The sequence below is a fragment of the Deltaproteobacteria bacterium genome (assembly GCA_003194485.1).
Lineage (GTDB): Bacteria > Desulfobacterota > Dissulfuribacteria > Dissulfuribacterales > UBA3076 > UBA3076.
Map to the genome: position 1 here is coordinate 1 of PQXD01000038.1, position 6,510 is coordinate 6,510.

General features: G+C 44.3%; 7 protein-coding genes. 5 read left to right on the forward strand and 2 right to left on the reverse strand.

The genetic code is table 11. The features are described from left to right. Positions 1 to 120 precede the first annotated feature (120 nt). Complete coding sequence (locus C4B57_11280) at positions 121 to 882, reverse strand: hypothetical protein (protein PXF52243.1); 762 nt, start codon at positions 880 to 882, stop codon at positions 121 to 123. Positions 883 to 1,184: 302 nt separating this feature from the next. On the opposite strand from C4B57_11280, the gene cmoA reads away from it, so the two are divergent. From cmoA to C4B57_11300, 4 genes are all read left to right on the forward strand, one after another. Then, the gene (gene cmoA / locus C4B57_11285; protein ID PXF52244.1) at positions 1,185 to 1,934 is read left to right on the forward strand and encodes a carboxy-S-adenosyl-L-methionine synthase CmoA; all 750 of its coding nucleotides are present in this window, start codon (positions 1,185 to 1,187) and stop codon (positions 1,932 to 1,934) included. After that, positions 1,934 to 2,644: an S-isoprenylcysteine methyltransferase gene (locus tag C4B57_11290; GenBank protein PXF52245.1), complete on the forward strand. Its 711-nt coding sequence runs from the start codon at positions 1,934 to 1,936 to the stop codon at positions 2,642 to 2,644. The genes cmoA and C4B57_11290 overlap by 1 nt, the downstream gene beginning before the upstream one ends. Positions 2,645 to 2,773: 129 nt before the next feature. Then, the gene (locus C4B57_11295) at positions 2,774 to 3,451 is read left to right on the forward strand and encodes a DNA-binding response regulator (protein PXF52246.1); all 678 of its coding nucleotides are present in this window, start codon (positions 2,774 to 2,776) and stop codon (positions 3,449 to 3,451) included. Further along, positions 3,432 to 4,829: a two-component sensor histidine kinase gene (locus C4B57_11300; GenBank protein ID PXF52247.1), complete on the forward strand. Its 1,398-nt coding sequence runs from the start codon at positions 3,432 to 3,434 to the stop codon at positions 4,827 to 4,829. Before C4B57_11295 ends, C4B57_11300 begins: the two co-directional genes overlap by 20 nt. A 142-nt stretch (positions 4,830 to 4,971) precedes the next feature. Here C4B57_11300 and C4B57_11305 read toward each other — a convergent pair whose 3' ends face one another. Next, on the reverse strand, positions 4,972 to 5,307 hold the full coding sequence (locus C4B57_11305) for a hypothetical protein (protein PXF52249.1): 336 nt from the start codon (positions 5,305 to 5,307) through the stop codon (positions 4,972 to 4,974). A gap of 355 nt (positions 5,308 to 5,662) precedes the next feature. Here C4B57_11305 and C4B57_11310 point away from each other — a divergent pair, with 355 nt between their 5' ends. Then, the gene (locus tag C4B57_11310) at positions 5,663 to 6,328 is read left to right on the forward strand and encodes a hypothetical protein (protein ID PXF52248.1); all 666 of its coding nucleotides are present in this window, start codon (positions 5,663 to 5,665) and stop codon (positions 6,326 to 6,328) included. Positions 6,329 to 6,510 lie beyond the last annotated feature (182 nt).

The following is a 6,510-nucleotide window of genomic DNA, read 5'->3' on the forward strand; positions in this document are numbered from 1 at the left end:
GATTATAGCTTCTGAAATTGTAGTTCATGAGGCCCTCAAAAAGCAATTATCATGTTGAAATTATATAATATTTTACCGAATTCGGCCTCATTTTGCAACTAATATTTGCGGGACAGACTCTTAAGAGATACAACATGGCTTATGGGATAAAACAGGAAAATACCCCAACCGGCCAGAAAGAGAAAAACAAAAAGACCATGTAAAATCAGAGTGAGTACCTTTCCAAATGGCTACAGGAAGGGCCATGCCTATCGGCCCTTTTGTAAAAAAGGCGGAAATCATGGCCAGGGCCGCACCCAGGATATACCACCACCGCCTGACCGGCCTCTCCTCTTTATACCTTTGGTAAAGAAAGAAGATCGATAAAGTCACTTCAAATGCCAGAAGCATGTCAATGGTTGCCCTGCTTCCCTTGAGCCAGAACTCAGGAGATGTCGCAAGGATTATAGCAGTCAGCCACCCTGCGTAGTAAGAAATCTCCCGCCCAAGATAGTAACTCAGAGCCGCCAGACCGGATGCAGCAAGTGCGCTGGGAAAAACAGCACTGAATGTGCATACGTGTCCAAACGGCCAGGAAAAGAGGGTCTCAAGCCAGAAATAGAGCGGGGGATAATCCAGGTAAGGTCTGTCCAGTACCTTGGGAATCAGGCTAAGACCTCCTTCCAGCATCTCACGGGCTATAAGGCCGTTTCTAGCCTCAAGCCCATAGAGGTCTCTAAGCGGAGTCAACCATGTATAAGCGAGAAGGGCCAGGCCTGAGAACACCCATGGACACCAAGCGCCTGAAGACAACGACCTGTTTATTGGCAAATAAACAGCTTTTAAGAGCCAACCAGAACTGCCATTAATCTGCGATCTGAACAAATTCCGCCGTTCCCCCATAAATGTTCACTCTGAGAGCTATTCATGAAAGTAACCTAAAACATATTGGGTGATGTCTTTAAAAATTGGGATACAAATGTATAGACTAAAGATTACGATTTGATTAACTGCATATTAAAAAAAAGTAATATCAGAGCAATATTTCTTTAATAATAGCTGGTTATAATCAGATGCTTTTTTGTAAGGGAAGCAGAAATAAGTTATTGCAGGTCGCCCTCTGAAGGATGAGAAAAAAATAAGTCCGCCTGGACAGCACTATGAAAGACTTGGTGAGTTTTGTGAGATATCAAGGAGCAAGTGGAATGGAGAGCAGTCCACTCAATGAAAAATCAAGAGATAAAATCTTTAGTGATAAGATGATGCTTGTAAGCGATTTTTTCTTCGGAGAAGAAGTGACTTCTGTCTTTGATGATATGCTGAACCGATCCGTTCCGTTTTACATAGAGATCCAGCGGATGATCACCGAAATGGTAAATGACTTTGCCGTTGATGGCAGCAGCATCTACGACCTTGGATGTTCCACCGGAACAACTTTGGTGAATATAGCTTCACAGGTCAAAAAAGATGTCAAACTGATTGGTATTGATAATTCGGATGAAATGCTTAAAAGGTGTAAAGAAAAACTTAATGAACGTGGGGTAACTAAAAATCTTGAACTGCAAAAAGTGGATTTAAATCAAGGGATAACAATCTCAAATGCATCAGTAGTAGTGATGATCCTTACCCTGCAATTTGTGCGTCCCCTATATCGAAACGCCCTGGTCAAGTCCATATATCAGGGTATGAACAGAGACGGGTGCCTGATATTAGTCGAAAAAGTCCTTGGTGAATCCCCTATGTTGAACCGGCTTTTCATAAAATACTACTATGCATTGAAAAAAAGACGGGGCTACAGCAATCTGGAAATCACTCAGAAACGCGAAGCGCTTGAAAATGTCCTCATCCCCTATAAGCTCCTTGAAAATCGTAAGATGCTCAAAAAAGCCGGTTTTCGTGAGATCGATGTCTTTTTCAAGTGGCATAATTTTTGTGGGATAGTAGCAATCAAATAATGATCTCAATCGGCAATTTTCTATTTCGTTTTCGCAATATCCTTTTTCCACTATGTTTTGGATTAGCGCTGGTTGGCCGAACGCCGCTCTTGCCTTCTGAATGGCTGGCCTTTGCGATAGGTTTCGCAATTGCCTTGTCAGGTCAAATCCTGCGGGCGCTGACTATCGGCCTGGCATATATAAAGCGTGGGGGCAAGAAACGCAGGATATTTGCTAAAGGTCTTGTAACCGACGGGATATTTGCCCATTGCCGAAACCCTCTGTATTTGGGAAACATCTTGATAATTATAGGTGTCGGAATAGCCATTAATTCTTTCTGGTTTGCCGTTGGAGGAGGAATTTTCTTCATATTTGCATATTACGCAATTGTAGCGGCAGAGGAAAATTTTCTTCAAGAAAAATTTGGTAATGTCTATGATGAGTACTGCAAAGATGTTAATCGCTTCATGCCGCGGCTTCATGGGATGGCAAGTACCATCAGGTCTATGAAATTTCATTGGAAAAGACTCGTCGTCAAAGAATATGGAACCACCTTTAGCTGGTTTGCCGGTCTGTGTATGATACAGCTCTTGAAAGACAGATATTTGGCCTCCGGGTTCCATCTCCATAGTGATACGGGTCTGTTGTGGGGAGGTCTCCTTTTTTTGGCAATATTGCTTTATGGAGTTGCCAGGTTCCTGAAAAAAAGCAGGATAATACGTGCGGATTGATAACTGCGATCACAGGCAGAAAAGATGCATGCGTCTCTAAAGGGCCTTAAACCCGGATTTGACAGTGTCGTAAAAAGTCAAGGCCTTGATCATCATTTGGACCATTTGAATTTTTAACAAGAGAGAGCCATGCGCATATTAGTGGTTGAAGATGACAGAAAGATCGCCTCGTTTATTGTCAAGGGCCTCCAGCAAGCAGGCTTTGCCGTGGATCATGCTGAAAATGGTGAAGAAGGATTAGACCTTGTGCTCACAGTGCCCTATGACGCAGCAGTCGTAGACATTATGCTGCCCAGGCTGGACGGTCTGAGCCTGATAGCAGAGATGAGACGGCAGAAAATCAATACACCTGTTATTATATTGAGCGCCAAACGGTCAGTAGAAGACAGGGTCAAAGGGCTTGAGACAGGAAGCGACGATTATCTTACCAAACCCTTTGCCTTTTCAGAACTGCTGGCCCGCGTACAGGCGCTTATCCGCCGCTCCACCTCCGGTCCTCAGGAACCTACCGGACTTACGGTTGAAGATCTAAAAATGGATCTTGTAAAACGCAGGGTCACCCGGTCCGGGCTGGAAGTTGATCTTCAGCCCAGGGAATTTTCCTTGCTGGAATACCTGATGCGTAATGCAGAGAGAGTGGTCTCCAAGACCATGATTATGGAGCATGTGTGGGACTATAATTTTGATCCCCAGACAAACGTGGTGGATGTGTTGATCTGCAGACTCCGGAACAAGTTAGACCGGGATTTTGACAAGAAATTGATCCATACCATCCGGGGCGTTGGATATGTTCTTAAAAAATCTTAGTATATTTACCAGAACTACGGCCTTCCGGCTGACCCTTTGGTATTCGTCCATCTTCATATTGAGTTCACTGGCACTTTTTCTGCTGGCCTACTTTCTGGTTTCATTAACGGTGAGGGACCAGGATCAAAAGATGATCCGGTTGAAGATCAATGAATATGTATTGATGGAGCAGGCAGAAGGGACAGATGCCTTGCTTAAAGAAATCCGCCAGGAACACTCCAGTAATCGGTTGGCGGGTTTTTTCGTCCGCGTTGCAGACCCCCAAAACCGTACATTGGTTCTCACTGTCCCCCGCCATTTTAAGAAAACGAATCCCAAAATGTCAAGCAATAAGAACAGTGATCCAACTGATAATTTGCTGTTTCTCCCCGGGGAAAAGGACGAAGATGTGCTTCAAGTTACTACCAGGCATCTCAGCAATGGCTATATACTTCAAGTAGGCAAGGGGCCGGAAGAACGGGAAGATTTCCTTGAACGTTTCAGGGAGATCTTCGGTCTGATCATGATTCCCGTAGTGCTGATCGGGCTTATAGCCGGTGCTTTTTTGGCATTCAGGTCACTCAGGCCCATTCGGGACCTCATACATACTGTCCGTGACATAGACACAGGGAAAATGGATGCCCGTGTACCCTCCAGCCATACCGGCGATGAATTAGATGAGCTGGTCCGGCTCTTTAACAACATGCTGGAAAAGATCGAGACGCTCATCACCGGGATGCAGGATGCCCTGGATAATGTGGCACATGACCTGAGGACCCCTATGACCCGGCTTAGGACCGTTGTTGAAACGACCCTCCAGTCAGAAAGCGATCAGGAGGCCCTCCGGGAGGCCCTGATGGACTGTGCGGAAGAATCAGAACGCTTAATGACCATGTTGAACACCCTTTTGGATATCTCAGAAGCAGAGTCCGGGGTGATGAGACTCAATATCGAGGAAGTCGATGTGGCAATGCTCATTAAAGACGTGGTGGAACTCTATCAATATGTGGCCGAGGAAAGACAGATAAGCATATCCGCCACAGTCCCCGAAGGGCTGAAGGCCCGTGTAGACGCCAGCCATACGAGACAGGTCATTGCCAACCTCCTGGACAACGCCATCAAGTACAGCAAGAAGGGCGGCAATATAGATATAAACGCAGCTCTCAAGGACAACGAGCTTAAAATATCTGTAAAAGACACTGGAGTGGGGATTGCCTCTGGGGACCTTCCCAGGATATTCGACCGGCTCTATCGCGGGGACAAGAGCCGCTCAAGGCGAGGGCTCGGGCTTGGCCTGAGTCTTGTCCAGGCCGTTGTCCATGCCCACAAGGGACACATTGAAGTCCGCAGCCGCCCTGGTGAGGGATCATGTTTTACAGTAAGCCTGCCACGGGGTTAGGTGCTCTCATACTACATGATACCAAACGCAATCCTTTTACTCCTGACATAAAAACAATCCGAACACTTTAAGACCGAACGTAATGGATTCATTTCCTATTCTGCTTTGCGTTGACATTCAGTTTGGCTGACTCTTTTATAGCTCAGTCAAGAAACTCGGAGATCCTGCTGTGTTCTTGCTTGAGTTTCAAGATAAGCCGATCGTGGCGGTGAATCTGCACGATCGACCGGATTATGAGGTATGACCCCAGAAAGACCAAACCAGATATAATTACTAATAGCGGTACAAGCAGACGAGTTACCTGCATAACATCGTAGTATTTCGAAAAGGCTATCAGGACGCTCAGTACTGAAAGGGGCAAGACCAAAATGGCGATCCCTGTGCGCATGGTTGATAGTGAGGTCCTCTTTTCCGCTAAAATGAGCTGCACCTCATTAATGATGACACCTTCGGCCCCAATTTTCTTTTCCGGTTCCAAATGTTCCTCCTCAAACCAAACGTTCATGACGGGGCCTTTCGTCACCCCCACGCATGAAAATAATTAGCCACCCGTTCGCTATGCTCGCTCGACATACACAGACATACACAGACAAAAACCTTATCCGCTGGTGGACTCACCAGCGGATAAATTGTCCGTGTGGGTCTGTGGCTAAATAAATGTATTTTTATGGTAAATAAGCACGAAAAAGCAGACTTCAGGGCTTCATTTGGAAAAGTACGCCTTTAAAAAACATATGCTCTTTCTGACTTATCGGCCGTATCAGCCTAATATTTAATCAAAAAGACCGTTTTCTTGATTTTTCCCTTATATTTGTGTATGGATTTCTTGATTATTGACTTTTTTTAAAAAATTCAAAAAGCAGACTCTGCTTAATATATTAAGACGCATGAAAAAACTAAAACATGCACAATTGCTTTTATCCCAAATTAATCATGAGATTGATGGGGTAGCGTTTGAATCAAAAGACGAAAGGGATCGAGTTTCTGGAGCTCTTTTTGATACCGTTCTCGACCACGCTAACGCCATAATCGTCTTGATCGAAAATAATATTTATTCTTCGGCCTATGCATTAGTTCGCCCCTTATTTGAGGGGTTCGTTCGTGCAACATGGCTTTTAAATTGCGCCACTTATGACGATATTGAACTTTTAATTGAAAAAGACAAATTCAGAAAAGCATTTGGTGAGATGCTCGAATGCATTGAGGAAAAAAAGGCTTGGCCAAAAACTCTTGCAAAAGCCAAGCAAAATGCATGGAATGCGATGCACAGCTATACACATGGGGGATTACACCAAATATCTCGTAAGATTAAATCGGCAAGCATCGAGCCGGTTATTGATGAGGAAGAAATAGATGAAATTATTTGTTTCGCAGAGTTAATAGGTACTTTGTCGTTCAGTGCAATGATCGAAATGTCAACAGCTTCAGGTAAAGATAGTGTTGTAGAGAGAATAACGGAAAGTGTTTCCAAAGAATGTTTTAACAAATCAGTGAAGTAGGACCGGGAAAAGCCTGGATTTTTTTAGAGCCTTACCTGGCAATAGTTTTGTACCTTTTTATACACGACGTCAGACATAGCTGCCGAAAATTGATAGATCCCTTTCAACAATTAATGTGTAATTCAAAATACTTATGCGAAATAGCAATTGCAAAAATCGGCAATTACTTATGACGCTGTGTA

Coding starts and splice junctions, on each gene's coding strand:
- C4B57_11290 (PXF52245.1), top strand. CDS start 1,934: ATGATCTCAATCGGCAATTTTCTATTTCGTTTTCGCAATATCCTTTTT.
- C4B57_11295 (PXF52246.1), top strand. CDS start 2,774: ATGCGCATATTAGTGGTTGAAGATGACAGAAAGATCGCCTCGTTTATT.
- cmoA (PXF52244.1), top strand. CDS start 1,185: ATGGAGAGCAGTCCACTCAATGAAAAATCAAGAGATAAAATCTTTAGT.
- C4B57_11300 (PXF52247.1), top strand. CDS start 3,432: ATGTTCTTAAAAAATCTTAGTATATTTACCAGAACTACGGCCTTCCGG.
- C4B57_11280 (PXF52243.1), bottom strand. CDS start 882: ATGGGGGAACGGCGGAATTTGTTCAGATCGCAGATTAATGGCAGTTCT.